Annotated in this window: 26 protein-coding genes; 13 read left to right on the top strand and 13 right to left on the bottom strand. The window is 71.1% G+C overall.

The features are described from left to right. Positions 1-12 precede the first annotated feature (12 nt). The 5 genes from ACWA7K_RS07000 (at position 13) to ACWA7K_RS06980 (ending at position 2,945) form a co-directional block, all read left to right on the top strand. Complete coding sequence (locus ACWA7K_RS07000) at positions 13-474, top strand: methyltransferase family protein (protein ID WP_456166992.1); 462 nt, start codon at positions 13-15, stop codon at positions 472-474. Positions 475-632: 158 nt separating this feature from the next. Next, positions 633-1,055 carry an inner membrane protein YiaA gene (gene yiaA, locus ACWA7K_RS06995; RefSeq protein ID WP_456166990.1) on the top strand — a complete coding sequence of 141 codons (423 nt, stop codon included), beginning with the start codon at positions 633-635 and terminating at the stop codon, positions 1,053-1,055. 50 nt (positions 1,056-1,105) lie between these two features. Continuing rightward, positions 1,106-1,840: an SDR family NAD(P)-dependent oxidoreductase gene (locus ACWA7K_RS06990; RefSeq protein ID WP_456166988.1), complete on the top strand. Its 735-nt coding sequence runs from the start codon at positions 1,106-1,108 to the stop codon at positions 1,838-1,840. Between the two features lie 22 nt (positions 1,841-1,862). Further along, complete coding sequence (gloA2, locus tag ACWA7K_RS06985) at positions 1,863-2,258, top strand: SMU1112c/YaeR family gloxylase I-like metalloprotein (RefSeq protein WP_456166986.1); 396 nt, start codon at positions 1,863-1,865, stop codon at positions 2,256-2,258. Between the two features lie 72 nt (positions 2,259-2,330). Then, on the top strand, positions 2,331-2,945 hold the full coding sequence (locus ACWA7K_RS06980) for a dihydrofolate reductase family protein (protein ID WP_456166984.1): 615 nt from the start codon (positions 2,331-2,333) through the stop codon (positions 2,943-2,945). Here ACWA7K_RS06980 and ACWA7K_RS06975 read toward each other — a convergent pair. The 3 genes from ACWA7K_RS06975 to ACWA7K_RS06965 form a co-directional block, all read right to left on the bottom strand. Continuing rightward, complete coding sequence (locus tag ACWA7K_RS06975) at positions 2,900-3,196, bottom strand: AraC family transcriptional regulator (protein WP_456166982.1); 297 nt, start codon at positions 3,194-3,196, stop codon at positions 2,900-2,902. The genes ACWA7K_RS06980 and ACWA7K_RS06975 overlap by 46 nt on opposite strands. A gap of 92 nt (positions 3,197-3,288) precedes the next feature. Then, entirely contained in the window at positions 3,289-4,170 is an 882-nt protein-coding gene (locus ACWA7K_RS06970) for a hypothetical protein (RefSeq protein WP_456210412.1), read from the bottom strand. 23 nt (positions 4,171-4,193) lie between these two features. Further along, positions 4,194-5,207: a LysR family transcriptional regulator gene (locus ACWA7K_RS06965; RefSeq protein WP_456166978.1), complete on the bottom strand. Its 1,014-nt coding sequence runs from the start codon at positions 5,205-5,207 to the stop codon at positions 4,194-4,196. 144 nt (positions 5,208-5,351) lie between these two features. Here ACWA7K_RS06965 and ACWA7K_RS06960 point away from each other — a divergent pair, with 144 nt between their 5' ends. Both ACWA7K_RS06960 and ACWA7K_RS06955 read left to right on the top strand, forming a co-directional pair. Next, a complete protein-coding gene (locus ACWA7K_RS06960; RefSeq protein WP_456166976.1) occupies positions 5,352-5,990 on the top strand; it encodes an FMN-dependent NADH-azoreductase in 639 nt (212 codons plus the stop codon). A 59-nt stretch (positions 5,991-6,049) separates the two neighbouring features. Continuing rightward, positions 6,050-6,937, top strand: coding sequence for a pirin family protein (locus tag ACWA7K_RS06955; protein WP_456166974.1), 888 nt, complete (start codon positions 6,050-6,052; stop codon positions 6,935-6,937). 19 nt (positions 6,938-6,956) lie between these two features. On the opposite strand, the gene ACWA7K_RS06950 is transcribed toward ACWA7K_RS06955, so the two are convergent. Beyond that, the gene (locus ACWA7K_RS06950; RefSeq protein WP_456166972.1) at positions 6,957-8,633 is read right to left on the bottom strand and encodes a hypothetical protein; all 1,677 of its coding nucleotides are present in this window, start codon (positions 8,631-8,633) and stop codon (positions 6,957-6,959) included. A gap of 167 nt (positions 8,634-8,800) precedes the next feature. On the opposite strand from ACWA7K_RS06950, the gene ACWA7K_RS06945 reads away from it, so the two are divergent. After that, a complete protein-coding gene (locus ACWA7K_RS06945; RefSeq protein ID WP_456166970.1) occupies positions 8,801-9,064 on the top strand; it encodes a DUF1653 domain-containing protein in 264 nt (87 codons plus the stop codon). A gap of 14 nt (positions 9,065-9,078) precedes the next feature. Here the strand turns inward: ACWA7K_RS06945 and ACWA7K_RS06940 are convergent, their stop codons facing one another. Both ACWA7K_RS06940 and ACWA7K_RS06935 read right to left on the bottom strand, forming a co-directional pair. Next, positions 9,079-9,558 carry a VOC family protein gene (locus ACWA7K_RS06940; protein WP_456166968.1) on the bottom strand — a complete coding sequence of 160 codons (480 nt, stop codon included), beginning with the start codon at positions 9,556-9,558 and terminating at the stop codon, positions 9,079-9,081. Between the two features lie 59 nt (positions 9,559-9,617). Next, positions 9,618-10,400, bottom strand: a complete 783-nt coding sequence (locus ACWA7K_RS06935; RefSeq protein WP_456166966.1) for a glycoside hydrolase family 19 protein — start codon at positions 10,398-10,400, stop codon at positions 9,618-9,620. Positions 10,401-10,555: 155 nt separating this feature from the next. On the opposite strand from ACWA7K_RS06935, the gene ACWA7K_RS06930 reads away from it, so the two are divergent. Next, positions 10,556-11,302 (top strand): c-type cytochrome, encoded by a 747-nt coding sequence (locus ACWA7K_RS06930; protein ID WP_456166964.1) that lies wholly within the window; start codon positions 10,556-10,558, stop codon positions 11,300-11,302. Between the two features lie 8 nt (positions 11,303-11,310). Continuing rightward, positions 11,311-12,582, top strand: a complete 1,272-nt coding sequence (locus ACWA7K_RS06925; RefSeq protein WP_456166962.1) for a c-type cytochrome — start codon at positions 11,311-11,313, stop codon at positions 12,580-12,582. Between the two features lie 40 nt (positions 12,583-12,622). Here ACWA7K_RS06925 and ACWA7K_RS06920 read toward each other — a convergent pair whose 3' ends face one another. The 7 genes from ACWA7K_RS06920 to ACWA7K_RS06890 form a co-directional block, all read right to left on the bottom strand. After that, the gene (locus ACWA7K_RS06920; protein ID WP_456166960.1) at positions 12,623-14,155 is read right to left on the bottom strand and encodes an aldehyde dehydrogenase (NADP(+)); all 1,533 of its coding nucleotides are present in this window, start codon (positions 14,153-14,155) and stop codon (positions 12,623-12,625) included. Positions 14,156-14,172: 17 nt separating this feature from the next. Further along, on the bottom strand, positions 14,173-14,925 hold the full coding sequence (locus ACWA7K_RS06915; protein ID WP_456166958.1) for a FadR/GntR family transcriptional regulator: 753 nt from the start codon (positions 14,923-14,925) through the stop codon (positions 14,173-14,175). A gap of 48 nt (positions 14,926-14,973) precedes the next feature. Then, on the bottom strand, positions 14,974-16,152 hold the full coding sequence (gene mmsB, locus ACWA7K_RS06910) for a multiple monosaccharide ABC transporter permease (protein WP_456166956.1): 1,179 nt from the start codon (positions 16,150-16,152) through the stop codon (positions 14,974-14,976). A 1-nt stretch (position 16,153) separates the two neighbouring features. Next, the gene (mmsA, locus tag ACWA7K_RS06905) at positions 16,154-17,668 is read right to left on the bottom strand and encodes a multiple monosaccharide ABC transporter ATP-binding protein (RefSeq protein WP_456168707.1); all 1,515 of its coding nucleotides are present in this window, start codon (positions 17,666-17,668) and stop codon (positions 16,154-16,156) included. Positions 17,669-17,833: 165 nt separating this feature from the next. Continuing rightward, a complete protein-coding gene (gene chvE, locus ACWA7K_RS06900; RefSeq protein ID WP_456166954.1) occupies positions 17,834-18,898 on the bottom strand; it encodes a multiple monosaccharide ABC transporter substrate-binding protein in 1,065 nt (354 codons plus the stop codon). 56 nt (positions 18,899-18,954) lie between these two features. Beyond that, positions 18,955-19,890, bottom strand: a complete 936-nt coding sequence (locus ACWA7K_RS06895) for a dihydrodipicolinate synthase family protein (RefSeq protein ID WP_456166952.1) — start codon at positions 19,888-19,890, stop codon at positions 18,955-18,957. 24 nt (positions 19,891-19,914) lie between these two features. Next, positions 19,915-21,657 carry an IlvD/Edd family dehydratase gene (locus ACWA7K_RS06890; RefSeq protein ID WP_456166950.1) on the bottom strand — a complete coding sequence of 581 codons (1,743 nt, stop codon included), beginning with the start codon at positions 21,655-21,657 and terminating at the stop codon, positions 19,915-19,917. 165 nt (positions 21,658-21,822) lie between these two features. Here ACWA7K_RS06890 and ACWA7K_RS06885 point away from each other — a divergent pair, with 165 nt between their 5' ends. The 3 genes from ACWA7K_RS06885 (at position 21,823) to ACWA7K_RS06875 (ending at position 24,398) form a co-directional block, all read left to right on the top strand. After that, entirely contained in the window at positions 21,823-22,629 is an 807-nt protein-coding gene (locus ACWA7K_RS06885) for an SDR family NAD(P)-dependent oxidoreductase (protein ID WP_456166948.1), read from the top strand. A 36-nt stretch (positions 22,630-22,665) separates the two neighbouring features. Then, positions 22,666-23,571, top strand: coding sequence for an SMP-30/gluconolactonase/LRE family protein (locus tag ACWA7K_RS06880; protein ID WP_456166946.1), 906 nt, complete (start codon positions 22,666-22,668; stop codon positions 23,569-23,571). A gap of 107 nt (positions 23,572-23,678) precedes the next feature. Then, on the top strand, positions 23,679-24,398 hold the full coding sequence (locus tag ACWA7K_RS06875; protein ID WP_456166944.1) for a Crp/Fnr family transcriptional regulator: 720 nt from the start codon (positions 23,679-23,681) through the stop codon (positions 24,396-24,398). Positions 24,399-24,435 lie beyond the last annotated feature (37 nt).

The raw sequence follows: 24,435 nt of genomic DNA, 5'->3' as shown, positions 1-24,435 counted from the left end.
GGCGACGCGACCATGTCCCGCCTCGACCACAAGATCCCGCCGCCCGTCGTCGGCGCCCTGATCGCGCTGGCGATGTGGGCCCTGGCGAAGCTCGGTCCGGCATTCGGCCTGCCACCGGGGCTGCGCATCGTCGTGGTCGCGCTGCTGGTGCTGGCCGGCCTTGCCTTCGACCTGCTCGGCCTGCTGGCCTTCCTCGCCGCGCGCACGACCATCAACCCGCTGCGGCCCGAACAGGCCAGCACGCTGGTCACCGGGGGCGTCTACCGCATCACCCGCAACCCGATGTACGTCGGCATGGCCTGCCCGCTGACGGCCTGGGCGGTCCATCTGGCGGCGCTGCCCGCCTGGCTGGGGCCGGTCGCCTTCGTGCTCTACATCACCCGGTTCCAGATCGAGCCGGAGGAACGCATCCTGGCCGACCGGTTCGGCGACGACTACCGGGCCTGGTGCGCGCGGGTCCGGCGCTGGCTGTGAGCCTGGGCGACAGCCGTGGCCGTCTGACTTCCTTGAGCAGTTGCCCTGCAGAAACCGACCTGAAGCGGTGGGCAGCGCACGCGGGGGCGCTGCACAGAATCGGTCCGGAACCGGCCCCTTCCGATGGCCGGCCACGCAACCGACTTCAAGGATCGAACATGAACAAGACCCAGCCTTTCCAACGTCCCACCGGCGCCTTCGTCGCCGCATCGTGGGGGGCCCTGCTGGCCGGCGCGGCCGTCTACCTGGCGGGCCTGTGGAACTCGAACATGGCGCTCAACGAACAGGGCTACTACCTGGTGCTGCTGATGTACGGCCTGTTCTCGGCGGTGTCGCTGCAGAAGTCGGTCCGCGACCGGCTCGAAGGCGTGCCGGTCACGCGGCTGTATTACCTGCTGTGCTGGGTCTCGGTGGCGTCGGCCATCGTGCTGCTCGGCATCGGGCTGTGGAACGCTGCGCTCGCGGCGTCCGAGAAGGGCTTCTATGCGATGTCCTTCCTGCTCGGCCTGTTCGGTGCCATTGCGGTGCAGAAGAACGTGCGTGACCTGCAGGCTGCCTCGCAGGCGGCCGACGCCTTGTAATCGCCATCCCGATACCCCTCCCGTTCCCTCGGACCCACGGACCCCACCCCATGCGCCTCGCCATCCTGACCGGCGGCTCTCGCGGCCTCGGACTTGCCCTTCATGACCAGCTGCAGCGACAGGGCTGGCAGGTGCTGGAGTTCTCGCGCGGGGCGCCGCATGCGGGCTCCGTCCGGGTGGACCTGGCCGATCCGGGGCAGATCGAGTCGGTCGTCAAGCCGGCGCTGGCCCGCTGCGTCGACGCGCTGGGGCCGGGTGCGGTGATCGACGAGCTGGTCGTCATCGGCAATGCCGGCGTGCTCGACCCGATCGGGCCGGCATCGCGCAAGGACCCGGCCGCCGTGCAGGCCAACCTGCAGGCCAACTTCACGTCGGCGATCCTGTTCATGGCCGCCGTGATCGGGCAGTTCCAGGCGCTGCCCTGCCGCAAGGTGCTGGCCAGCGTGTCGTCCGGCGCGGCGCAGAAGGGCTATGCGGGCTGGTCGCTGTACTGCGCGGCCAAGGCCGGGCTGGAGAACTTCATCCGCGCCGTCGCCGCCGAACAGGCCGGCGAGCCGCACCCCTTCATCGCCATCAACGTCGACCCCGGCGTGATGGACACCGCGATGCAGGCGCTGATCCGCCAGCAGTCGCCGGCCGATTTCCCGGACGTGGCGCGCTTCATCCGCCGACAGGCCGACGGCGAGCTCCGGCCGGCCGATGACGTCGCCGCCGCGATCCTGCGCATCGTCGCCCTGCCCGACCTGGCCGGCGGCCAGCGCCGGGTGGCGGCGGACCACGCCTGAAGCCCCGCACCATCAAGCCACCATGCTGCAACGCATCCACCACGTCGCGCTGATCTGCGCCGACATCGAGGTCTCCAGGCGCTTCTACGTCGACCTGCTCGGCCTGCGTGTCATCGCCGAGACCTGGCGCGAGGCCCGCCAGTCCTGGAAGGTCGACCTGGCCCTGCCCGACGGCGGCCAGCTGGAGCTGTTCACCTTCCCCGGCGCCCCGCCGCGCCCGTCCTGGCCCGAGGCCCGCGGGCTGCGCCACCTGGCCTTCTCGGTGACCGATGTCGAGGCCTGCAAGGCCATGCTGGAAGCACGCGGCATCGTGGTCGAGCCCGTCAGGCTGGACGAGCTGACCGGCCGGCGCTTCGTCTTCTTCGCCGATCCAGACGGGCTGCCGCTGGAGCTTTACGAGGCGGGGCCGGCTGGCTGAGCCGCCCGCTGATCGGCCTGCAACGGCACGCGTCGCTGGCTAGGATCGTCCGACGCACCTTCAGGAGCCGCCATGACGACGACCTACTACACCGCCTGCAGCCTCGACGGCTTCCTGGCGACCGAGGACCACGGTCTGGACTGGCTGTTCCCGCTGGCCGACATCCGCGACACCAGCTTCCCCGCCTTCTTCGACACGGTCGGCGCGCTCGCGATGGGTGCGTCGACCTACGAATGGATGCTGCGCCACGTCGTCCGGACACCGGACGATCCGGGCACCTCATGGCCCTACGCGCAGCCGGTCTGGGTCTTCACGCACCGGAGCCTGCCGGTGATCAAGGGGGCGGACGTGCGCTTCGTGCAGGGCGACGTCCTGCCCGTCCATGCGGCGATGCAGGACGCCGCGCAGGGCCGCACCGTCTGGCTGGTCGGCGGCGGCGAGCTGGTCGGGCAGTTCCTGGACGCCGGGCTGGTCGACGAGATCCGGGTCCAGATCGGCTCGGTGACGCTGGGCCGCGGTCAGCCGCTGCTGCCGCGCCGGTTCACGTCGCCGCCGCTGAAGCTGCTGTCGGTTGCGCAGGTCGGCAGCGGCTTTGCCGAGCTGACCTACGCGGTGCCCCGGCCGGATCCGGCAGCGGGTTCTCAGGCCTTGCGGGCGACCCAGAAGGTGGCGCCCTCGGCGCCGTAACGCTCGCGGTGCGGCACCTCTCGGGCGACGGCGAAGCGGTCACCCGGGCGCAGGTGGCGCTCGACGCCGGTCTGGCCGCCCTCGTCGACCGCCAGCCACATCTCGCCCTGCACCATCAGGGCGCTGGCCGAGAACGGGTGGGTGTGCGTGTCGACCACGGTCAGCGGCGCCCAGTGGCGTTCGATCACCGCGTCGGCACCAGCGGCCAGCGCGGCGGCCTCGTAGTCGGCGAAGGTGGGCAGATCGGGCATGGCATGGACTCCACAACGGGAAGACTTGAACGGCCCCGATCGTCGCGCATCTGAATTCAGAACGCTGTCACCCAGGACACAGCCGGGGCCTTTCAGAGCCCGCGCTGGCCTTCTTCGGGCAGCGCCTGCGGCGTCTTGCGGGCCAGCGCCATCCAGACGCCGAACGGCAGGCCGCCGGGCAGGTCCAGCGGCCGGGTCGGGGCCAGCCGCAGCAGATCCAGCACGACCGGCTCGCCGGCCGCCTCGGCATGTTCACGCGGCTGACCGCGCGCCAGCAGCACGCCGCATTCGGGCGGCACGTCGTCGGCGTCGCCGATGCCTTCGGCCAGCACGTAGTACATCGCCCCGGCGACGGCCAGGTAGGCGGCGCGCTTGTCGGCCAGCCGGAGGTCGGCCAGCAGGTCGGCGCGGGTCACCTTGATCTCGTGGACCTGCGGCTGCAGCCAGCCGGGCGCGCTGGTCTGGCGGATCGAATAGACGTCCGGCAGGACGACCGGCCAGCGGCTCGGTGAACGAGGGGCCGGCTCGACCGGCTCGACCGGCTCGACCAGGCCGTCGAGCAGGTCGCCGGGGACGCTGTCGGGCGGCTCGGCGACGACCTCAGGCCCGTCCGGTGACACCGGCAGCGGCGCGCGCACGCTCAGCCCGCACCAGGCCAGCCGGCCCTCGCGCGCCAGCGTCGCGGCCACGCGGGTGGCCAGGCCGTCGTGGGCGCTGCGGGCGCGGCGGTTCTGCTCGCTGGCGCGCACGAGTTCCTGCACGCCGGCGTCGCTCAGGTGCAGCGTCATGCGGCCCTGTTCGTCGAGCACGCGCAGCAGCAGGCCGGCGGCCAGCAGTTCGGCCTCGATCAGGTCATGGCAGGGCCAGCCGGCCGATTGCCACAGCGTGCGCAAGCGGCGGCGATGGACCGAGCCGATGGCGACCGGCAAGGCGGTCACGTTGGCGGCAGGGGTGGAGTTGGGGGCGGAGGACACGATGCTTGGGTTCACGAGGGCGCTCAGGCTAGCGCCTGCGCGGGCTCACGGGATGAGCCTGTCGCCCGCCCGCCAGCTGCATCGCCTGCGACCGGATCGACCCCCTCGACCGCCCCGCCGCAGCCATGCGCCCGGCAACGCTGCGCCAGCCCGCTGACCATCGCGTCGATGAAGGCGCGCGAGCGGGCCGGCATCAGCCGCCGTTCGGGGAAGACGGCCCAGACGGGCACCGCCTCGATGTGCCAGCCCGGCAGCAGCCGCACCAGCCGGCCCTGCGCGACGGCCTCGGCGGCGTAGAGATCCGGCAAGGCGGCGATGCCCAGGCCGGCGGCAGCCAGCTGGCCCAGCAGGTGCGGCGAGTTGGCGGCGGCATGCACCTTCGGCCGGCCAGTCCAGGTCTGGCCGGTCGCCGTCTCGACCAGCGCCCACGGGCGCGGCTCGGCGCCGTCGCGCAGCTGCACCAGGCCGTCGAGCTGGCTCAGCTGCGCCGGTTCGCTGACCGGCTCGCGGCGGTCGACCCAGGACGGCGCGGCGTAGAGCGCGCCGGTGAACTCGACCAGCCGGCGCGCCGACAGGCTGCTGTCGACCGGCAGTTCGCCGGCGCGGATCGCCACGTCGACGTTCTCGGCAATCAGGTCGACCCGGCGCGGCGACAGGTCCAGCTCCAGCGTGATCTGCGGGTGCCGGACCAGGAAGTCGGCCACCAGGTCGGCCAGCAGAAAGCTCGCCAGATCGCCCGCCATCGACACCCGCAACCGTCCCGACGGGACCACCTGCCGGTGCGCCGCCAGCGCCTGCGCGGCCTCGACTTCGGCGACCACCTGGCGCGCGTGTTCCAGCACGCCCTGGCCGAACTCGGTGAGGCTGAGCCGGCGGGTGCTGCGCTGGAGCAGCCGTTCGCCGAGCTGCTGTTCCAGCCCGGACAGGCGCCGCGAGACGGTCGACTTGGGCCAGTCCAGCCGGGCGGCGGCGGCGCTCAGGCTGCCGGCCTCGACGACGCGGGCGAACAGCAGCAGGTCATCGGCGTCGATCGTCATGGTGGGTTCCTGCAGGGTTTCAAGTGGCTTGATCGTTCCATCGGTGGATCAATCATATCCATGCACGTGGCTTCTGTTGCGGGAATCGCATCGATAGAGTTCATCCCATCGCCACCGATCCACCGCTTCCCGAAGGAGCCCGCCATGAACATCCTGCAAGTCAACACCAGTGCCCGCACGACCTCCGCCACTGCCACCGCCGAGGCCGGTTCGCTGTCGGGCCGCCTGGCCGCCGAGGTCGTCGAACGCCTGAAGGCGCGCCACGCCGATGCCGCCGTGACCGTGCGTGACCTCGCCCGCCAGCCGCAACCGGTGCTCGACGAGGCCGCCCTGCAGGCGCTGTTCACGCCGGCCGCGCAGCGCAGCCCGGAGGCCGCCGCGCGGGTCGCGCTGGACGACGCGCTGATCGCCGAGATCCAGGCCGCCGACGTGGTGGTGATCGCCTCGCCGATGTTCAACTTCGGCGTCACCGCGCAGCTGAAGAACTGGATCGACGCGATTGCCCGGGTCCGCGTGACCTTCGCATACACCGCCAACGGACCCGTCGGCCTGCTCACGGGCAAGAAGGTCTACATCGTCGCCACGCGCGGCGGCATCCACCGCGACCTGCCCAGCGACACGCAGGTGCCGTATCTGCGCCAGGTGCTGGGTTTCCTGGGCATGACCGATGTCGAGGTGATCTACGCCGAAGCGCAGGGCATGGGCCCGGAGGCCAGCGCACGCGGCATCGCCGAGGCCCGTGCGCAGATCGACGGTCTGCTGGGCGAAGCGGCTTCGGTTTGACCGAAACTCCGCAGCCATCCGGTCCGACCGCCTGAACAAGCCAACACAAGGAGCCCCTGATGAGCACCGCCACCGTCCAGCCGAACGGCCAACTGAAGAGCCCGCGCACCGTCGAGCGCCTGATCGCCGGCCAGCCGACCTCGGACGGCGCGGGCGTCAAGCTGACCCGTGTGCTGACCAACAACCTGCAGCGCCGGCTCGACCCCTTCCTGATGCTCGACGCCTTTGGCAGCGACAAGGCCGACGACTACATCGCCGGCTTCCCCGACCACCCGCACCGGGGCTTCGAGACCGTCACCTACATGCTGGCCGGCCGGATGCGCCACCGCGACTCGGCCGGCAACGAGGGCCTGCTGACCAACGGCGGCGTGCAGTGGATGACCGCCGGCCGCGGCGTCATCCACAGCGAGCTGCCCGAGCAGGAGGAAGGCCGGATGGAAGGCTTCCAGCTCTGGGTCAACCTGCATTCGCGCGACAAGATGCGGCCGGCCTGGTATCGCGACATCCCGTCCGAGCAGATCCCCGAGGTCAGCCTGCCCGGCGCGACCGTGCGGGTGATCGCCGGCAACAGCCACGGCGTGACCGGCGCGATGCAGCGCGAGACCACCGAGCCGGTCTACCTGGACCTGCACCTGGAACCCGGCGCCAGCGTCGAGCAGGCCCTGCCGGCCGGCCACAACGCCTTCGTCTACGTCTACCGGGGCGCCGCCAAGGTCGGCCCGGACAGCCAGGCGTCCGACGTGCCGGTGCAGCGCATGGCCATCCTGGCCAACCAGCCGGCGGCCGACGGCGTGCGGCTGCAGGCCGGCCCGGACGGCGCCCGGCTGCTGCTGATCGCCGGGGCGCCGCTGAACGAGCCGATCGCCCAGTACGGCCCGTTCGTCATGAACACGCAGCAGGAGCTGTACCAGGCGGTCGAGGACTTCCGCGCCGGCCGGCTGGCCTGAGGCCGGTCCGCCGGCGGCATCAGGGCCCGGCACACAGGTCGTGCGCCGGGTCGATGCCGCCGTCGGGCGACTGGATGCCCAGGCAGCCGAGCAGCGTCGCGTACAGCTCGTGGTGGCCATGCCGCTCCGGCGGCTCGGACCGGGCGTGTTCGGCCTGCGCCAGCAGGCGCGCGTGACGGGCTGCGTTGGCCGGATCGTCCAGCCAGCTCCGGCTGGCCCAGAACACCATCGGGATGCGGCGCAGTTCCGGCGGTGCCGACGCCCTGTGTGCGGCGCTGCCTTCGCCACGGTCGGCCGCATAGACCATCCAGGCCTTGCGTGGCCGGACGGTGTCGCGCGTGGCCTGCAGCAACGCGTCGATCGACGCCGCGCCGCCCTCGTCCGCACCGGCCGATGCACGGGGTTGCAGCAGCACCAGCAGCGGCTGGTGGGTGCGACGTGCCTCGTGGCGCTCGATCGCCCCGCGCAGCTGGCCGACCAGCAGGCGGTCGTCCAGTGGACGACCGGCGCGCAGCGGGTCGTCCGGCAAGGTGTCGCGCAGCCGTATTTCATCGGCCCCGACGCGGTTGTAGAAGGCCGCCTCGCCCTGCAGCGCGAACAGCTCGATGCGGAAACCCAGCTCGCGGAAGACCGCGAAGACATCGCGTTCGGTGATGCGGTCCGGCCCGCCCGACGGGTCCGCCACGATGGCTTGCGGACGCACGAACATGCAGGCCAGCGAACGGGTGGTCGAGGTGTTGCAGGACCAGCCGGTGAAGGCCGCGAGATCCGGTTCGGGCGCCAGCGCCTTCGCCATGTCATGGCCATGCGCCACACCGCCCGGACCGATGACCACCACGACCACCAGGTCATCGAGGCGGGTCCGCGCGATGTGCCGGTGCCGCAGCACCGGGCGCTGCAAGGCACCGTCGCGCAGCTGGCGCCAGGCCTGATCGCCGACACCCCCCAGCGCGATCAGCCAGTTCGACGGCAGGTAGGCCTGCGCGGCAATGCCGGCCCTGCTGCTGGCGAAGGTCGCCGGGTCGCCAGGCGGCAAGGCCGCCAGCGCCGTCCGCGCGAAGTCCATCCAGCCCAGCGCGACCAGCGCGCAGAGCAGCCAGCCGGCGAACCGGCGCGTGCGGCCACGCCCCCGCCACCAGCTCGGCGGCACCTGCCGCCACCACGCCAGCGCGGGCAGCAGCCCGGCCACGCCGATGACGATGAGCAGGCGCGGATCGAACGCTGCGGCCTCCGCCAGCGGGTCCGGGCTCAGCAGCGAGAGCACGGTGTCGACGTCGATCGCGGCCTGTTCACGCCACATCCACCCGAACGCGCCCGAACTGCCCAGCAGCAGCGCGCCGCCGACCAGCCGCGTCGCCAGCCGCCCGAGCATCGCCAGCAGCGCCAGCAGCAGCACGCCGGCACCGAGCAGCAGCAGCAGTTCCAGGAAGATCACCGCGACCGCCCGCGACGGCCCTTCGACGGCCTCCAGCGCCAGGGTCCGGTGCCAGAACACCGGCAGGTTCGGCAGCAAGGTCGTGCCGATCACGAACATCGCGCAGACCCGCCACGAGGTGCCTTGTTGGCCGCTGACTCGCCCGCGCGCGGCGGCGGACAGGAAAAGCTCGTCGGTGCGAGGAAGTTGAAACGTGTCGGCGCGGATCGAGGAGTTGAGTGGTTTCGGCGTCATGTTGAGCGTGCCATCTTGGTCTTGCATGGACGCTACGGACGTTGTCAACACCGGTATATGACTGGAAAGCGCGAAACAAACTTGAACCGGTAGGTCAACCCGGACAGCGCCGCTCGGGTCGTGACATCCTTCACATCGGACCTCGATCCGGCCATCCTTGCCGATCCCGCACCAGACGAACTCCAGGAGCCCCGATGACCCCGCCCGTACCGAGCACGCCCCGCCCCGACGACGACCTGCCGCCGCTGCCGGCGACGCCGACCGGGCGGTTCCGGCACCACAAGGGCGGCGAGTACGAGGTGATCGGCGTGGCCCGTCACAGCGAGACGCTGGAGCCGCTGGTGGTCTACCGCCCGCTCTACAACGCGACCGGCCTGTGGGTGCGGCCGCACGCGATGTTCTTCGGCACGGTCGAGGTCGACGGCCAGGTCGTGCCGCGCTTCGCGCCGATGGCCTGACGCGGCCTGGCGGCTCAGCCGCGCCGGGCCGCCTCGATGGTCGCGATGTCGATCTTCGACATCGTCATCATGGCCTCGAAGGCGCGCCGCGACGCCGCCGGGTCGGGGTCGCTGATGGCCGCCATCAGCGCGCGGGGCGTGATCTGCCACGACAGGCCCCAGCGGTCCTTGCACCAGCCGCATTCGCTGGCCTTGCCGCCATGGCCGATGACGGCGTGCCAGTAGCGGTCGGTCTCGTCCTGGTCCTCGGTCATGACCTGGAAGGACATCGCCTCGCTGTGCGGCATGCCCGGCCCGCCGTTCATGCCCAGGCAGGGGATGCCCATGACGGTGAACTCGACCGTCAGCACGTCGCCCTGACGGCCGGCCGGGTAGTCGGCCGGCGCGCGCAGCACCGCGCCGACCGTGCTGTCGGGGAAGGTCTGCGCGTAGAAGGTCGCCGCCTCCAGCGCGGTGCCGTCGTACCAGATGCAGATGGTGTTCTTCGCGGCCATGGCGCGCTCCTGTGGATGCCGGTGGGCAGGAGCCGCGATGCTAGGCCGCGCCGGCCGGCTCAGATCAGCGCCTTGGCGCGTCGCAGGTATTGCAGCCGGTCGTCCAGGCCGTTGTAGCCGCCGTTGACACGCAGCGTGACGGCCTTGGCGTCGTCGGCCTCGGCCAGGCGGTCGATGCCCTTCTTCTTCCAGAACCAGCAGGCCACGTCGACGGCGGCGGCCGGATCGCTGGCCAGGCGCTGCGGGTCGCTGACGTAGTCGTAGCCGGCATCGCGGCTGTACGCGGCGTAGTTGGCGCGGCCGGTCAGCTGGATCAGGCCGCGGCCCTTGTAGCGCGGACCGTCGCCCGGTTCGGTGTTGCCCAGGTCGGCGCGGCCGTTGTAGGCCTCGCCGCTGGCCAGTTCCTCGCTGTAGAGCAGCGAGGCAGACTCGTGGCCGATCTGGGCGACGAAATGGACGATCTGCAGCCGGCTGGTCAGCTGGTAGCGGGCCAGCGCGGTGCGGATCGGCTCGAAGTAGGTGTCGATGCGCCGGGCGGTCGCCAGCGGCATCACGATCGCGAGCTTCTCGCGCGACGGCCCGGCCGGCAGCCCGGCGATCAGCGCGGCGACCGTCGCGTCGTCCGGCGCCACGATGCCGTCGGACGCCGGCTGGCCCATCACCACGGTCTCGAACAGCTCGATCCGGCTGATCGTGTTGTGGCCGATCCGGCCATCGACCTCCAGCGGCGGCCACTCCGGTTGCCCGATGCGGGGCAGGTTGGCGTTCAGCAGCGTCTGGATCGCCGCCACGTCCACCAGATCGTTGCGGGCGCCACGCCCGACCGAATTCGCGATGCACATCGTCGTTCTCCTCGAAGGTGACGGGCCGCGCCGGGGCATCCGGTGGGTTCGGTTCATCCTAAGCACGTTGGGGCGGCCGTTGGCGTATGGCGTCCTCAACCCAAGGGAAGGACGTCGTCAGCCAGGCCGATCCCGACTGCGGCGAACATGCGCGCATGACACCACCCGCAAGATGGCCGGCGGCGCTGCTGCTGGCCCTGCTGACGACGCTGGCGCCGGCCCGCGCCGCCGACATGGCAGCCCAACCCCCCGCCCCGCCCCCACCGGACACCCTGGCCCAGCGGCTGGTCGCCTGCTCGGCCTGCCACGGCCGCGAAGGGCGCGCCAGCCGCGAGGGCTACCTGCCGCGCATCGCCGGCAAGCCCGCCGCCTACCTGTACGACCAGCTGCTGGCGCTGCGCAGCGGCCGGCGCCAGAACGCCGCGATGCGGCACCTGCTGCAGCCGCTGTCGGACGGCTACCTGCGCGAGATCGCGGAGCATTTCGCCGCCCTCGACCTGCCCTACCCGCCGCCCGGCCCGGCCCAGGCCGACGCGGCCACGCTGCGGCGCGGCGAGGCGCTGGCCCAGCAGGGCGACGCCGCGCGCGACATCCCCGCCTGCACCGCCTGCCACGGCGACACGCTGATGGGCGACCGGCGCCACGTGCCGGGCCTGCTGGGCATGCCGTCGAACTACCTCAGCGGCCAGCTCGGCGCCTGGAAGGTCGGCCAGCGGCGCGCCCGCGAGCCGGACTGCATGGCCCGCATCGCCGCCCGTCTGGACGGCCCCGACATCAGCGCGCTGGCCGCCTGGCTGGCGACGCTGCCGGTGCCCGATCACGCCGGATCACCCCCATCACCACCCCCATCACCACCACCGTCGCGCGGCAAGGCGGCGCTGCGCTGCGGGGGTGACGAATGAGTCGTCCGATGAGTCTCGTGAAGCTGACCGGCTGGACCGCCGCCCTGGCGCTCGCCGCCGCGCTGGCCGGCATCGCCTGGCTGGAACGACCGCGCGCCCTGCCGGCCGCCAGCACCGGTCCGGCCCCCGTCGACACGCCCGATCAGATCGCGCGTGGCGCCTACCTGGCGCGCATCGGCAACTGCGCCGGCTGTCATGCCGCCGAGGAAGGTGCGCCCCTTGCCGGCGGTCGCCCGATCGCCACGCCCTACGGCGACGTGATCGCCAGCAACCTGACGCCGGACCCGGAGACCGGCCTCGGCCGCTGGTCGGTGCAGGACTTCCGACGCGCGCTGCGCGAGGGCATTTCGCGCGACGGCCGGCTGCTCTACCCCGCCTTCCCCTACACCGGCACGACCCGCCTGCCCGACCCCGACCTCGACGCGCTGGGCGCCTACCTGCGCAGCCTGCCGCCGGTGCGCCAGCCACGTGCCGATCACCGGCTGCGCTTCCCGTATTCGACCCAGACGGCGTTGTGGGCCTGGCGTCTGCTGAACTTCAGCCCGGGCGAGCTGAACCCCGATCCGACCCGATCGACGGAATGGAACCGGGGCCGGCTGCTGGTCGAGGGCCTGGGCCACTGCGGCGCCTGTCACCAGGACCGCGGCCTGACCGGCGGCCCGGCCTGGCCGGACGTGCCGCGCGGCGCGACGATGCCCGACGGCCGCTGGCACGCACCGTCGCTGCAGGTGGCCGACCAGGCCGGCGTGGCGGGATGGCCGCAGGCGGACGTGGCGGCGCTGCTGCGCGACGGCATCACGCCCGACGGCCGTGCCCGCGCCAACGGGCCGATGGCCGAGGTCGTGCTGGGCGGCACCCGCCACCTCGACCCCGCCGATCTCGCGGCGATGGCGACCTACCTGCGCGCCTTGCCGGCAGTCGACCCGATGCGTCAGCCGGTCGCGCCGGACGACCCGGCCCGGCTGGCGCGCGGCCGGCAGCTCTACGTCGACCATTGCGCCGACTGCCACGGTGCCGAAGGCCAGGGCCGCAGCCCCGCCTACCCGGCGCTGGCCGGCAACCGCGTCGTCACGATGGACCCGCCGCTGAACCTGCTGCAGGCACTGCTGCGTGGCGGCTTCGCGCCGGCCACCGAAGGCCACCCGAGGCCCTACGGCATGCCGCCGTTCGCGCACCAGCTCGACGACGAGGAACTGGCCGCGCTGGCCAGCTACCTGCGCCAGGCCTGGGGCCACCGCGCCTCGGCGGTCGGCGCGCTGGAGGTGCAGCGGGTGCGTTGAAGGGCGTTTGAAAGTCGCTTGAAAGGCGCTGGAAGGGTGTTCAGCGCGCCCCGGCCAGGTCTGAATCCACCAGCGCGTCCGGCAGGTTCTGGAAACACACCGGCCGCAGCCAGCGGCGGATCGACAGCGTGCCCACCGAGGTCGCGCCGAAGTTGGTCGAGGCCGGATAGGGCCCGCCGTGGACCATCGCGTCGCAGACCTCCACGCCGGTCGGGAAGCCGTTGACCAGCACCCGGCCGGCCTTGCGTTCGAGGATCGGCAGCAGGCTGCGGGCGACCTCGTGGTCGGCCTCGTCCAGGTGCAGCGTGGCGGTCAGCTGGCCGCTCAGCGCCAGCGCCACCTCGCGCATCTGCGCCAGGTCGTCGGCGGTGACGATCAGGCCGAGCGGGCCGAACACTTCCTCGGCCAGCGCGTGGTCGGCCAGCCAGTCGCGCGCGGTGACGCGGTACAGGTAGGGCGTGGCCTGGCGCAGGTCGCAGGTCGACGTCAGCAGCGCCTGCACGCCCGTGCCGGCGGCGACGCGGTCGCGGCCGGCGCGGTAGGCGGCGGCGATGCCGTCGGTGAGCATCACCTGGGCCGGCACCTGGGCCAGCGCGGCGGTGGCGGCTTCGGCGAAGGCCTCGCCTTCGGCGCCGCGCAGCACGACGGCGATGCCCGGGTTGGTGCAGAACTGGCCGGCGCCTTGGGTCAGCGACGCGGCCCAGCCGGTGCCGATGTCACGGCCGCGCCGGGCGGTCGCCGCCGGCAGCAGGAACATCGGGTTGACGGAGCCCAGCTCGCCGAAGAACGGGATCGGCTCGGGCCGCGACGCGCACAGGTCGAACAGCGCCCGGCCACCGGCCAGCGAACCGGTGAAGCCGACCGCGCGGATCAGCGGATGGCGCACCAGCGCCTCGCCGACATCGCGCCGCCCGCCCTGGATCAGCGAGAACACGCCGGCCGGCAGGCCGCAGCGGCTGACGGCGGCCTGGATCGCCTCGGCGACGACCTCGGAGGTGCCCGGATGCGCCGAATGGCCCTTGACGACAACCGGGCAGCCGGCGGCCAGCGCCGAGGCCGTGTCGCCCCCCGCGACCGAGAACGCGAGCGGGAAGTTCGACGCGCCGAACACCGCGACCGGGCCGATCGGGCGCTGCACCAGGCGCAGGTCCGGACGCGGCAGCGGCTGGCGCTCGGGCAGTGCGGCGTCGTGGCGCACGTCCAGGTAGGTGCCGGCGCGGATGTGGCTGGCAAACAGGCGCAGCTGCATCTGTGTGCGCCCGCGTTCGCCGACCAGCCGGGCGGTCGGCAGGCCGGTCTCCTGGCTGCCGATCTCGGTGATGGCGGCGGCGCGCTGCTCGATCTCGTCGGCGATCGCCTCCAGGAAGGCGGCACGGGTCTCGCGCGCGGTCTGGCTGTAGGTCCAGAAAGCATCCTCGGCGGCGCGGCAGGCCGCATCGACCAGCGCGGGCGTGCCGACGCCAAAGGCATGCGACGGCCCGCTGGCCGGCGACGAGTGGAAGCGCTCGGCGCTCGCGACGCGCTCACCGGCGATGAAGTGGTTGCCGTGCGGCGTGTAGGTGGACGGGGTCATGGGGAGTTCCTGCAAGGTCAGACGGGTGGCACGTCGCCGCCCAGCACATGGCTGATGTCGTCGCTCGTCTCTTCGAGCTGGACCAGCGTGGCCTGCCGCGCCGCGAGCGGGTCGCGCACCTGCAGGGCGGTCAGGATGGCCTTGTGCCGGGGCAGCGACAGCGCGTGGGTGTCGGGCATCTTGCTGCTGAGCTTGATCGACTCGCGCAGCGCGTGCGAGAGCATCGTGCCGATGTAGGCCAGCAGCGGGTTGCCGGACGCCTCGGCGATGTGGCGGTGGAAGGCGACGTCGGGTTCGAGCAGTTCCTCGGGCGTGCGCGCGGCCGCCATGCCGGCATAGGCTTCGGCGACGCGGGCGATCTGCTCGTCGCTGGCCGAGCGCGCCGCCAGCGCGGCGGCGGCCGGCTCGATGATGCGGCGCACGGTGAACAGCGTCTCGACGAACTCGGCCGGCGGCTGGGCCTCGATGAACCAGTACAGCACGTCCGGGTCGAGCAGGTGCCAGCCGCTGCGCTCGCGCACCACCACGCCGGTGCGCTGGCGCGCCACCACCAGGCCCTTGGCCGACAGCACCCGGATGGCCTCGCGCAGCACCGGTCGGCTGACCTCGTAGGCGGCGCACAGCGTGGCCTCGGCCGGCAGCTTGTCGCCCGGCGCCAGGTCGCCCGAGACGATGCGGCAACCGAGCTCCTTGACGATGCGCGCGTGCATGCTCTTGCTCTCGCGCGGGCGCCGGTAGTCTTCGTTCTTCACGGGGGAGGTCGGGCTCATGGCGGTCGGGGATCGGAGCCCGTCATTGTGCCGGCCGCCCCCGGCGGATCAGCGCTTGTTGCGGTTGTAGACGTCCACGAAGACGGCGGCCAGCAGCACCAGTCCCTTGATGACCTGCTGGTAGTCGATGCCGATGCCGAGGATCGACATGCCGTTGTTCATCACGCCCATGATGAAGGCGCCGATCACCGCGCCGTAGACCCGCCCGACGCCGCCCGAGGCCGAGGCACCGCCGATGAAGCAGGCGGCGATCACGTCGAGCTCGAAGCCCAGGCCGGCCTTGGGCGTGGCGGTGTTCAGGCGCGCCGCGAAGATCAGCCCGGCGACCGCCGCCAGCACGCCCATGTTGACGAAGGTGCCGAAGGTCAGCCGGTCGGTCTTGATGCCCGACAGCCGCGCCGCCTTCTCGTTGCCGCCCAGCGCGTAGATGCGCCGGCCGATCGTCATGCGGGTCGAGACGAACTCGTAAACCACGATCAGCACGGCCATCACCATCAGCACGTTCGGGATGCCCTTGTAGGTCGACATCAGCGTGACCAGCGCGACAAGGGTCGCGGCGAACACGAGGTTCTTGATCCAGAACAGCGCGCCGGGCTCGATCTCCATGCCGTGGGTGCGGGCCTCGGAACGGGCCCGCCACTTCGACCACAGCAGCGCGGCGGCGGCCAGCAGGCCCAGCAGCACCGACAGCAGCCGCAGCGACTGGCCCTGCAGCGGGTCGGGCAGGAAGCCCGAGCTGAGCAGCTGGAAGGTCGGCGGGAACGGCCCGAGCGACTGCCCGCCCAGGACCGCCAGCGCCAGGCCCTTGAACACCAGCATGCCCGCCAGCGTGACGATGAAGGACGGGATCTTGACGTAGGCGATGAACCAGCCCTGCGCCGCGCCGATCAGGCCGCCGACGACCAGGCAGATCAGCGTGGCGGGCAGGTAGTGCATCTCGAACTGCACCATCAGCAACGCCGCCAGCGCGCCGACGAAGCCACAGACCGAACCGACCGACAGGTCGATGTGGCCGGCCACGATGACCAGCAGCATGCCCAGCGCCATGATGACGATGTAGCTGTTCTGCAGGATCAGGTTGGTGATGTTCAGCGGCTGCATCAGCGTGCCGTCGGTCATCACCTGGAAGAAGCCCATGATCGCGACCAGCGACAGGAGCATCCCGTATTCGCGCATGTGGTTGCGCAGGTAGGCCATGCCGCGGGCCGTGTCGTTCTTTGCCTGCATGTCAGCGGCCTCCGGACTTGACGATGGATCTCATGATCGATTCCTGTGTGGCTTCCGCGCCGGCCATCTCGGCGACGAAGCGGCCCTCGTTCATCACGTAGATGCGGTCGCACATGCCCAGCAGCTCGGGCATCTCCGACGAGATCATCACGATGGTGCGACCCTGTGCGGCCAGTTCGGCCATCAGCGTGTAGATCTCGTACTTGGCGCCGACGTCGATGCCGCGCGTGGGCTCGTCGACGATCAGCACCTCCGGGTCGGCGAACAGCCACTTGGCCAGCACGACCTTCTGCTGGTTGCCACCCGACAGGTTGCCGACCTGCTGGAACACGCTGGCGCAGCGCACCGCCAGCTTGCGGCGGAAGTCGCTGGCGACCTGGAACTCGCGCCCGGCGTCGATCACGCCCCGGCGCGAGACGCCGCCCAGGTTGGCCAGGCTGACGTTGCGGACAATCTCGTCGCCCAGCACCAGGCCCCAGCCCTTGCGGTCCTCGGTGACGTAGGCCAGGCCGTGGCGCACCGCGCGCTCGACCGTCGAGACGTCGACCGGCTGGCCCTTGAGCCGCACCTCGCCCCGGATGCGCTGGCCGTAGCTGCGGCCGAACACGCTCATCGCGAACTCGGTCCGGCCGGCGCCCATCAGGCCGGCGATGCCGACGATCTCGCCGCGTCGGGCGTTCAGGTCGACGCCCTTGACGACCACGCGGTCGGGGTGAAGGTGGTGATGGACATGCCAGTCGCGGACCTCGAAGACGACCTCGCCGATGCGCGGTTCGCGCCTCGGGTAACGGTCGGCCATCTCGCGGCCGACCATCGCCCGGATGATCAGGTCCTCGCTGACCGGCGTGTCGCCGTGGCATTCGAGCGTGCTCACCGAACTGCCGTCGCGCAGCACCGTGATGCGGTCGGCCACGCGGGTGATCTCGTTGAGCTTGTGGGAAATCAGGATGCAGGCGATGCCCTGCGCGCGCAGCTCCGTCAGCAGGTCCAGCAGCGCGTCGCTGTCGGTCTCGTTGAGGCTGGCGGTGGGCTCGTCGAGGATCAGCACCTTGACGTCCTTGGACAGCGCCTTGGCGATCTCGACCAGCTGCTGCTTGCCCACGCCGAGGTCGTCGACCAGCGTCGTCGGCGACTCGTCCAGCCCGACCTTGGCCAGCAGCGCGCGGGTGCGCAGGTTGGCCGCATGCGGGTCGATCACGCCGTGGCGGGCGATCTCCTGGCCGAGGAAGATGTTCTCGGCGATCGACAGCAGCGGCACCAGCGCCAGTTCCTGGTGAATGATGATGATGCCCAGCCGCTCGCTGTCGGCGATGTCGCCGAACTGGCGCGGCTGGCCATCGAACACGATCTCGCCGTCGAAGCTGCCATGCGGGTAGACGCCGCTGAGCACCTTCATCAAGGTGGACTTGCCGGCCCCGTTCTCGCCGACGACGGCATGGATCTCGCCCGGCTGCACCGCCAGGTCGACACGGTCCAGCGCCTTCACGCCCGGGAAGGTCTTGCTGATGCCGCGCATCTCGAGGATGGCACTCAAGGGTGTCTCCGGTCAGTGAGCCAAGGTGCGCGCCGCACCCGCCAGGCAGAGTTCAGGCCCCACCCAGCAAACGCCGCGGATCCGGCTCCGCCGGTCCGCTGGCGTTGCCCCCTTGAGGGGGCGCGCGTAGCGCGTAGGGGGGGAGCCTTACTTCACCTGGCTTTCCTTGTAGTAGCCGCTGTCGATCAGCACCTTCTTCCAGTTGCTCGCGTCGACGCTGACCGGCTTGAGCAGGTAGGACGGCACGACCTTGATGCCGTTGTTGTAGGTCTTGGTGTCGTTGACCTCCGGCTGCTTGCCGGCCATCACCGCGTCCACCATGTTGGCGGCGACCTTGGCCAGCTCACGCGTGTCCTTGAACACGGTCGAGTACTGCTCGCCGCGCAGGATCGACTTGACCGACGGGACCTCGGCGTCCTGGCCGCTGACCACCGGGCACGGCTGCTGCGCGGTGCAGTAGCCCACGCCCTTCAGCGACGACAGGATGCCGATCGACAGGCCGTCGTACGGGCTCAGCACCGCATCGACCTTGGCATTGCCGTAGAAGGCCGACAGCAGGTTGTCCATGCGGGCCTGCGCGACCGCGCCGTCCCAGCGCAGCGTGCCGACCTTGTCCATGCCCATCTGCTTGCTGCGCACCACCAGCTTGCCGCTGTCGATGTAGGGCTTGAGCACGCTCATGCCGCCGTCGTAGAAGAAGAAGGCGTTGTTGTCGTCGGGCGAACCGCCGAACAGCTCGATGTTGAACGGGCCCTTGCCCTGCTTCAGGCCGAGCTTGTCGACGATCGAGCCGGCCTGCAGCACGCCGACCTGGAAGTTGTCGAAGGTGGCGTAGTAGTCGACGTTCTTGCTGCCCTTGATCAGGCGGTCATAGGCGATGACCTTGATGCCCTTGTCGGCGGCGCTCTGCAGCACCTTGGTCAGCGTGGTGCCGTCGATCGAGGCGATCACCAGCACCTTGACGCCCTTGGTCACCATGTTCTCGATCTGGGCGAGCTGGTTGGGGATGTCGTCCTCGGCGTACTGCAGGTCGGTCTTGTAGCCGCGCTCCTTCAGCACCTTGACCATGTTGTCGCCGTCGGCGATCCAGCGGGCCGAGGACTTCGTGGGCATCGCGATGCCCACGGTGCCCTTGTCCTGGGCGGCGGCCGGCAGGGCCGCACCGAAGAGGCCGATGGCCAGCGAGGCCACCAGGGTCTTGATCATGTTCATGCAATGTCTCCTGTGTCGGTCTTGGGGGGGTGTGAAGGCTGCGGCGGGCCGACCGATCAACGGCTCCAGCGCAGCACCATGGGATCGAGTCGGCGCGCGGTCGCGAGCAGCCCGGCGCGGGTGGCCGGATGCAGCGGCGCCCAGGGGTGGCGGGGGGCGTCGCAGGCGATCACGCCGCCCTCCTTCATCAGGGCCTTGGCGGCCAGCAGGCCGGCCTGGCGGTTCTCGAAATTGATGAGCGGCAGCCAGCGCTGGTAGAGGTCGGCCGCGCGTTCGCGCTCGCCGGCAAACCACGCGTCGGTGATCTGGCGGATGCCGTCCGGGAAGCCGCCACCGGTCATCGCGCCGGTCGCGCCAGCCTCCAGGTCGGGCAGCAGCGTGATGCCTTCCTCGCCGTCCCACGGGCCTTCGACCGCGTCGCCGCCCAGGGCGATCAGCTCGCGCAGCTTGCCCGCCGCGCCGGCCGTCTCGATCTTGAAGTACGCGACATGCTCGACCTCGCGCGCCAGCCGCGCCAGGAAGGCCGGCGACATCGGCGTGCCGGCCGCCGGGGCGTCCTGGATCATGATGGGGATGTCGATCGCGTCGGACACGCGGGCATAGAACTCGTGGATCTGCGCCTCGCCGCAGCGGAAGGTCGCGCCGTGATAGGGCGGCATCACCATCACCATCGCCGCGCCCAGGTCCTGCGCCTGGCGGCTGCGGGCGGCACAGACGCGCGAGCTGTAGTGCGTGGTCGTCACGATCACCGGCACCCGGCCGGCGACGTGTTCGAGCTGCACGCGGGTCAGCGTCTCGCGTTCGGCATCGGACAGCGCGAACTGCTCGGAGAAGTTGGCCAGGATGCACAGGCCGTCCGAGCCGGCGTCGATCATGAAGTCGAGGCAGCGCCGCTGGCTGTCGAGATCCAGCTCGCCGCTGTCGGTGAAGGTGGTCGGCACGACGGGGAACACGCCCCGATAGGGTCGGCCAGGCCGCAAGGAAGAGGTCACGTCAGATCCCGTTCGAATGCGTGGTCAATGCGAATGGCGCGGCACCTCGGCGCCACGGCAGCCGACGAGGAAGTCGAAGTCGCAGCCCTGGTCGGCCTGCAGCACGTGGTCGACGTAGAGCTGGCGGTAGCCGCTGCGGTCGCGGGCATCGGGGCGATGGCCGTTGCGCCACTCGGCCAGCCGCGCGTCGAGTTCCGCCTCCGGGATGTCCAGGTGCAGCCGGCCCTGGCGGCAGTCGAGCTCGATCCAGTCGCCGTCGCGCACGACCGCCAGCGGGCCGCCGGCACTCGCCTCCGGCGCGACGTGCAGCACCACCGTGCCGTAGGCCGTGCCGCTCATGCGGGCGTCGGAGATGCGCACCATGTCGGTCACGCCCTGGGCCAGCAGCTTGGGCGGCAGGCCCATGTTGCCGACCTCGGCCATGCCCGGGTAGCCGCGCGGGCCGCAGTGCTTGAGCACCATCACCGAGTCGGCGTCGATGTCCAGGTCCGGGTCGACGATGCGTGCCTTGTAGTGTTCGAGGTTCTCGAACACCACCGCGCGGCCGCGATGGACCAGCAGCGACTCGGTCGCCGCCGACGGCTTCAGCACGGCGCCCTGCGGCGCGAGATTGCCGCGCAGCACGGCGATCGCGCCATCGGCGCACAGCGGCCGGTCGAGCGGGCGGATCACCTCGTCGTCGTGGACCGGCGCGTCGCGCACGTTGTCCCAGATTGACTGGCCGTTGGCCGTCAGCGCGCCCGGATGCGGCAGCAGCCCGGCCTCGCCGAGGCGGCGCAGCACGGCCGGCAGGCCACCGGCGTAATAGAACTCCTCCATCAGGAAGCGGCCCGAAGGCTGCAGGTCGACGACCGTGGGCGTGCCACGCCCGACCGCCGTCCAGTCATCGAGTTCGAGCGCCACGCCGATGCGCCCGGCAATCGCCTTCAGGTGGATCACCGCGTTGGTCGAGCCGCCGATCGCGGCATTGGTGCGGATCGCGTTCTCGAAGGCCTCGCGGGTCAGCAGCTTCGACAGCCGCAGGTCCTCCCAGACCATGTCGACGATGCGCATGCCCGACATGTGGGCCAGCACGTAGCGGCGCGAGTCGACCGCCGGGATCGCGGCGTTGTGCGGCAGGCTCACGCCGAGAGCCTCCGCCATGCAGGCCATCGTCGACGCGGTGCCCATCGTGTTGCAGGTGCCGGCCGAACGCGACATGCCGGCCTCCGCCGACATGAACTCGTGCAGCGTGATCGTGCCGGCCTTGACCTGTTCGGACAGCTGCCACACGGCGGTGCCCGAGCCGATGTCGCGGCCCTTGTGCTTGCCGTTGAGCATCGGCCCGCCGGTCACGACGATGGCCGGCACGTCGCAGCTGGCCGCGCCCATCAGCAGAGCCGGGGTGGTCTTGTCGCAGCCCACCAGCAGCACGACCGCGTCGATCGGGTTGCCGCGGATCGCCTCCTCGACGTCCATGCTGGCGAGGTTGCGCGTGAACATCGCCGTCGGGCGCAGGTTCGATTCGCCGTTCGAGAACACCGGGAACTCGACCGGCAGGCCGCCGGCCTCGATCACGCCACGGCGCACGTGTTCGGCGAGCTTGCGGAAGTGCGCGTTGCACGGCGTCAGCTCGCTCCAGGTGTTGCAGATGCCGATGACCGGCTTGCCGCGGAAGTCGTGGTCCGGAATGCCCTGGTTCTTCATCCAGCTGCGGTACATGAACCCGTTCTTGTCGTCGGTGCCGAACCACTCGGCAGAACGCAGCTTCACATCGGATCGGGGCATCGGAGACCTCTCGGGGGGTGCAGTCGGCGCACGGAAGCGGGTCCTACCCGCCGTGGCCGGACTTTATAGTCATACTTTTTCATCAGGACTCAGTGCAAACACTGAGTCCTGACTTCTCAATCGCCCCCTCTACACTTGAAAAGTACGACTATTGGAGAAGACAAGATGCCCGACGCGACGCCCAGCCCCAGCCTCGCCCGCTACCCGAGCCTGCAGGACCGCGTGGTGCTGGTCACCGGCGGGGCGACCGGCATCGGCGCGACGCTGGTCGAGCACTTCGTCGCCCAGGGCAGCCGGGTCGGCTTCATCGACCTGGCGGCCGACGCCGGCCACGCGCTGGCCGCCCGGCTGGCGGGCGAGCCCTGTGCACCGGAGGGCGTGCGCGCCACGCCGCCGCTGTTCGTGGCGGCCGACCTGACCGATGTCGACGCGCTGCGGGCCGCGATCGACCGCGTGCGGCAGGCCTTCGGGCCGGTCACCGTGCTGATGAACAACGCCGCCAACGACACCCGCCATTCGGTCGAGTCGGTCACCTCCGAAAGCTGGGACCGCGGCATCGCCGTCAACCTCAAGCACCCGTTCTTCTGTGCCCAGGCGGTGATCGAAGACATGCGCCGCGCGGGCGGCGGCAGCATCGTCAACTTCGGTTCGTTGAGCTGGATGATCAAGCAGGGCGGCATGCCCGTTTACACCACCAGCAAGTCGGCGCTGCATGGCCTGACCCGCTCGCTGGCGCGCGACTTCGGGCCCCACCGGGTGCGCGTCAACACGCTGGTGCCGGGTTGGGTCATGACCGACAAGCAGGTGCGGCTGTGGGTCGACGATGCGGCGCGTGCCGAGATCGCCCGCGGCCAGTGCATCAACGAACCGCTGCTACCGTCGCACATCGCCGCGATGGCGCTGTTCCTCGGCGCCGACGACAGCGCGATGTGCACCGCGCAGACCTTCACCGTGGATGCCGGCTGGACCTGATCGCCCCCCTGCCCACACCCGACCCGGACGCCCAACGTGACCGCCCTCCTCCGCACCCCTGGCCAGCTGCTGGTCGACGCCCGCAACACCCTCGGCGAATGCGCCCTGTGGTGCGACCGCAGCCAGTCGTTCTGGTGGACCGACATCGAGGGCCGGGTGATCCACCGCCGCGACGAGGCCAGCGGCACGGTGCAACGCTGGCCGATGCCCGACCGGGTCGGCTCGTTCGCGTTCTGCGACGACCCGGACCTGCTGCTGCTCGGCCTGGCCGGCGGCATCGCGCTGCACCGGCTGTCGACCGGTGCGACCTCGGCGGAGGTGCCGGTCGAACCGCAGCACCCGACCACCCGCATCAACGACGGCCGCTGCGACCGCGAGGGCCGCTTCCTGTTCGGCATGTACAACCAGACCGCCGACGAGGCCCCGCTCGGCGCCTGGTATCGCGTCGATGCCGAGCTGAACATCGAGACCCTGCCGCTGCCGATCGCCGGCGTCGCCAACAGCCTGTGCTTCAGCCCGGACGGCCGGCGGATGTACCACACCGATTCGCCGGGCCGCACGATCTGGTGCCGCGACTACGGCCCCGACGGCCGCATCGGCCCCGCTGAGGTCTTCGTGCGGCTCGATGCCAGCGAGGGCTACCCCGATGGCTCCTGCGTCGACGCTGCCGGTGGCGTCTGGACCGCCTGCTGGGACGGCCATGCCGTGCGCCGCCACGACGACCAGGGCCGGCTGACCGACGTGATCGACCTGCCGGTGCCCAACATCACCTGCCCGGCCTTCGGCGGCGCCGCGCTGGATCGCCTGTACATGACCAGCGCCCGCAAGGGCCTGGACGCCGCCGGGCTCGCCGCCTGCCCGACCAGCGGCGGCGTGTTCGTCGCGCCGACCCGCCACCGCGGCCTGCCCGAACAGCGCTTCAGGACAGGGCTCGGCGCCTGAGTCATCGGTCCGTTTTCGGCGGCCTCTGTTCGCTGTCGAACGGACGGCGCGGGGGCATGCGCCTACAGTGGTCCGGCGACAGCCGTCGCAGCATCAAGGCCGTATCGATGACCCGCCCCCCCGAACCTCACGGCAACCACCTGCTCGCGGCCCTGCCGAAAGCGATCTGGCAACGCTGGCAACCCCTGCTCGAACCGGTCGACCTGCCGCTGGGCATGGTGGTCCACGAGTCCGACGCGCGCATGTCGCACGTCATCTTCCCGACCACCGCGATCGTCTCGCTGCTGTACGTGCTGGAGAACGGCGCATCGGCCGAGATCGGCATCGTCGGCTTCGAGGGCATGGTCGGCATCTCGCTGTTCATGGGCGGCGAGACCACGCCCAGCCGCGCCGTCGTGCAGAGCGCCGGCACGGGGCTGCGAATGCGAGCGGCCGACCTCAAGGCCGAGTTCGCCCAGGCCGGTCCGGTGATGCACCTGCTGCTGCGCTACACCCAGGCGCTGATCACGCAGATGGCGCAGACCGCCGTCTGCAACCGCCACCACACGCTCGACCAGCAGCTGTGCCGCTGGCTGCTGCTGAGCCTGGACCGGCTCGAAGGCGACCGGCTGCGGATGACCCAGGAACTGATCGCCAACATGCTCGGCGTGCGTCGCGAAGGCGTCACCGAGGCGGCGCTGAAGCTGCAGGCGCTCGGCCTGATCCGCTATGCGCGGGGCCAGATCCAGGTGCTGGACCGGCCCGGCCTCGAACGGCGCACCTGCGAGTGTTATGCCGTCGTGCGCAACGAATACGAGCGCCTGTTGCCGGCCATCACCGCCGCCTGAACCGTCACCCGGATCCCGCTGTGCGCTGGCGTACAGC

Source organism: Leptothrix mechoopdaensis (SeqCode) (assembly GCF_053893855.1).
Note: the sequence above shows the minus strand (reverse complement) of the source record. Positions and strands in the feature narration are given on the sequence as shown.

What these genes read in the sequence shown, in the direction of transcription:
- ACWA7K_RS06980 (WP_456166984.1), top strand. Translation starts at nt 2,331, where the DNA reads ATGACGACGACCTACTACACCGCCTGCAGCCTCGACGGCTTCCTGGCG.
- ACWA7K_RS06885 (WP_456166948.1), top strand. Translation starts at nt 21,823, where the DNA reads ATGCCCGACGCGACGCCCAGCCCCAGCCTCGCCCGCTACCCGAGCCTG.
- ACWA7K_RS06915 (WP_456166958.1), bottom strand. Translation starts at nt 14,925, where the DNA reads ATGAGCCCGACCTCCCCCGTGAAGAACGAAGACTACCGGCGCCCGCGC.
- gloA2 (WP_456166986.1), top strand. Translation starts at nt 1,863, where the DNA reads ATGCTGCAACGCATCCACCACGTCGCGCTGATCTGCGCCGACATCGAG.
- ACWA7K_RS06990 (WP_456166988.1), top strand. Translation starts at nt 1,106, where the DNA reads ATGCGCCTCGCCATCCTGACCGGCGGCTCTCGCGGCCTCGGACTTGCC.
- ACWA7K_RS06935 (WP_456166966.1), bottom strand. Translation starts at nt 10,400, where the DNA reads ATGTGCATCGCGAATTCGGTCGGGCGTGGCGCCCGCAACGATCTGGTG.
- ACWA7K_RS06950 (WP_456166972.1), bottom strand. Translation starts at nt 8,633, where the DNA reads ATGCAAGACCAAGATGGCACGCTCAACATGACGCCGAAACCACTCAAC.
- mmsB (WP_456166956.1), bottom strand. Translation starts at nt 16,152, where the DNA reads ATGCAGGCAAAGAACGACACGGCCCGCGGCATGGCCTACCTGCGCAAC.
- ACWA7K_RS06925 (WP_456166962.1), top strand. Translation starts at nt 11,311, where the DNA reads ATGAGTCTCGTGAAGCTGACCGGCTGGACCGCCGCCCTGGCGCTCGCC.
- ACWA7K_RS06890 (WP_456166950.1), bottom strand. Translation starts at nt 21,657, where the DNA reads ATGCCCCGATCCGATGTGAAGCTGCGTTCTGCCGAGTGGTTCGGCACC.
- ACWA7K_RS06930 (WP_456166964.1), top strand. Translation starts at nt 10,556, where the DNA reads ATGACACCACCCGCAAGATGGCCGGCGGCGCTGCTGCTGGCCCTGCTG.
- ACWA7K_RS07000 (WP_456166992.1), top strand. Translation starts at nt 13, where the DNA reads ATGTCCCGCCTCGACCACAAGATCCCGCCGCCCGTCGTCGGCGCCCTG.
- yiaA (WP_456166990.1), top strand. Translation starts at nt 633, where the DNA reads ATGAACAAGACCCAGCCTTTCCAACGTCCCACCGGCGCCTTCGTCGCC.
- ACWA7K_RS06920 (WP_456166960.1), bottom strand. Translation starts at nt 14,155, where the DNA reads ATGACCCCGTCCACCTACACGCCGCACGGCAACCACTTCATCGCCGGT.
- ACWA7K_RS06965 (WP_456166978.1), bottom strand. Translation starts at nt 5,207, where the DNA reads ATGACGATCGACGCCGATGACCTGCTGCTGTTCGCCCGCGTCGTCGAG.
- ACWA7K_RS06960 (WP_456166976.1), top strand. Translation starts at nt 5,352, where the DNA reads ATGAACATCCTGCAAGTCAACACCAGTGCCCGCACGACCTCCGCCACT.
- chvE (WP_456166954.1), bottom strand. Translation starts at nt 18,898, where the DNA reads ATGAACATGATCAAGACCCTGGTGGCCTCGCTGGCCATCGGCCTCTTC.
- ACWA7K_RS06955 (WP_456166974.1), top strand. Translation starts at nt 6,050, where the DNA reads ATGAGCACCGCCACCGTCCAGCCGAACGGCCAACTGAAGAGCCCGCGC.
- ACWA7K_RS06940 (WP_456166968.1), bottom strand. Translation starts at nt 9,558, where the DNA reads ATGGCCGCGAAGAACACCATCTGCATCTGGTACGACGGCACCGCGCTG.
- ACWA7K_RS06945 (WP_456166970.1), top strand. Translation starts at nt 8,801, where the DNA reads ATGACCCCGCCCGTACCGAGCACGCCCCGCCCCGACGACGACCTGCCG.
- ACWA7K_RS06875 (WP_456166944.1), top strand. Translation starts at nt 23,679, where the DNA reads ATGACCCGCCCCCCCGAACCTCACGGCAACCACCTGCTCGCGGCCCTG.
- ACWA7K_RS06975 (WP_456166982.1), bottom strand. Translation starts at nt 3,196, where the DNA reads ATGCCCGATCTGCCCACCTTCGCCGACTACGAGGCCGCCGCGCTGGCC.
- mmsA (WP_456168707.1), bottom strand. Translation starts at nt 17,668, where the DNA reads ATGCGCGGCATCAGCAAGACCTTCCCGGGCGTGAAGGCGCTGGACCGT.